The sequence below is a fragment of the Moorena sp. SIO4A1 genome, assembly GCF_010672065.1.
Lineage (GTDB): Bacteria > Cyanobacteriota > Cyanobacteriia > Cyanobacteriales > Coleofasciculaceae > Moorena.
The window spans coordinates 1-1,038 of record NZ_JAAHHX010001061.1; the positions used below are offsets into that span (position 1 = coordinate 1).

The following is a 1,038-nucleotide window of genomic DNA, read 5'->3' on the forward strand; positions in this document are numbered from 1 at the left end:
TCTGTCAAACTTTTGTTCAAAGTTATTAGGATCAGATTCCATAGAACCCCTACAGGTAAAGGGAAGGGCAGCTGGCACAGAGATCAGCGAGGCAGCAATTAAGTAATATGCTAGTATTCCCAGGTAGTATCCCCAGGTAGTATCCCCAGGGACATCCCAAGCTGCCATCACACTAGCAGCAATAGGGGCAAATCCACCGATGATCACAGCATCTTAGGTACCGGTGATCATCGGTGTAGATGATTAACGAAGCTTATTTAGCGGCACAAGGATTCTTTTTACTTGCACAAGGATTCTTTTTACTTGCACAAGGATTTTTTTTACCAGCACAAGGATTGCCTTCCTCTGTAGTACTCTCACCAGGAGCAGTATTGGTTGTGGGAGTTTCTCCGATTCACAACCATGGTACATGGGGAATAGTAGCGGTGATCAGTGGCCAGGAAAAAAACACCTTTTGGCGGCGTACTGATGACCCTGATTTTCGCGATCGCATCGAACAAGTAGGGGAAAAAATCCTATTTCCTGGAGATATTATTAGTTTTACCTCTGATGCAATCCATAGTGTGGAAGCAATGGGAGATGAACCAACAATTACCTTTAATATTTACGGAGAAACCAACTACGATAAGCGATTTGAGTTTGATCCACTAACCCATTCGGCAAAGACGTTTTGAAGTTAGAAGTTATCCCTTTATTATGGGAACTCCCACAAGCCAAAACCCCGTGTTTTAAAACTGGGTTATAATTTACCGCAAGGATAGTGGAGCCTTTATATTCGGCAGGTTATGAGTAAAAGTTTGAAGGTTTTTGTAATAATGCTCCACTATTAATCAGGTTTTGTCTCCGGGATGTAGGCTCGCTGCGACTTTAGTCGCCGTGAAAAATATAGAGAAAATACTTGCTAATTTGTGCTATCCTTGTTAGAATAATAGTCTAACAGAAGAGGTCGAGTTCTGATGATCATACTTGAGTTCAAGGTATACGGAAAAAAAGCGCAATATCAATCCATAGACGAAGCTATCCGGACTACTAAGTTTG

At 41.9% G+C, this 1,038-nt stretch carries 2 protein-coding genes; one reads left to right on the plus strand and one right to left on the minus strand.

Annotated features, from left to right (window positions below):
* Nucleotides 1-207: hypothetical protein (locus F6K53_RS45265; protein WP_293087728.1), on the minus strand; the 207-nt coding region annotated here is incomplete at its 3' end.
* 32 nt (nt 208-239) lie between these two features.
* On the opposite strand from F6K53_RS45265, the gene F6K53_RS45270 reads away from it, so the two are divergent.
* Nucleotides 240-674 (plus strand): hypothetical protein, encoded by a 435-nt coding sequence (locus tag F6K53_RS45270; RefSeq protein ID WP_366511462.1) that lies wholly within the window; start codon nt 240-242, stop codon nt 672-674.
* Nucleotides 675-1,038 lie beyond the last annotated feature (364 nt).

What these genes read in the sequence shown, in the direction of transcription:
- F6K53_RS45270 (WP_366511462.1), top strand. Translation starts at nt 240, where the DNA reads ATGATTAACGAAGCTTATTTAGCGGCACAAGGATTCTTTTTACTTGCA.